At 46.2% G+C, this 439-nt stretch carries 1 pseudogene; it reads left to right on the forward strand.

The window, feature by feature from the left end:
* Positions 1-396 (forward strand): annotated as a pseudogene (locus DW826_RS15465) (transcriptional regulator); the annotation flags it as partial.
* Between the last annotated feature and the right edge of the window lie 43 nt (positions 397-439).

Below are 439 nucleotides of genomic sequence, written 5' to 3' on the forward strand. Positions count from 1 at the left end.
GTCGATACCGTCCGGCATGAAATCATTGAACGGTATCGCCCTGGCGAAGATGACCCCCATTTGAAAGTGTTGCAAGCCGCCCATATCAGCGATGATGAATATTTCAGTCAGATGGTACGGGATGACCTCAACCTCATTATCCGGGATATTCGAGAAGCCCACAAAAAGGACAGTGAGAGTGCACCCCAGACCACCGTTGCTGATGAACTGAAAGAAAATCTGGAAGCGGTCGAAAATTTCAAGGGCAGCCGGGATGAAAAGCTCGTTGTACTTTACTGCAAGCAGCTTGGTATCAACTATAAAAATCTGTCAGACGAAGAATTTCGCTGGCTCATTCGGATTCTCAAAAAATCAAAGAAAATGGGAACGCCTATCAGCCAGAGGAAAAAACGATAAAGAAAAACCGCTGTTGCATGGTTGGGATGCCTTCCATGTAGCA

The organism is Clostridium sp. AM34-11AC (assembly GCF_003435375.1).
Classification (GTDB): Bacteria; Bacillota; Clostridia; order Lachnospirales; family Lachnospiraceae; genus Pilosibacter; species Pilosibacter fragilis.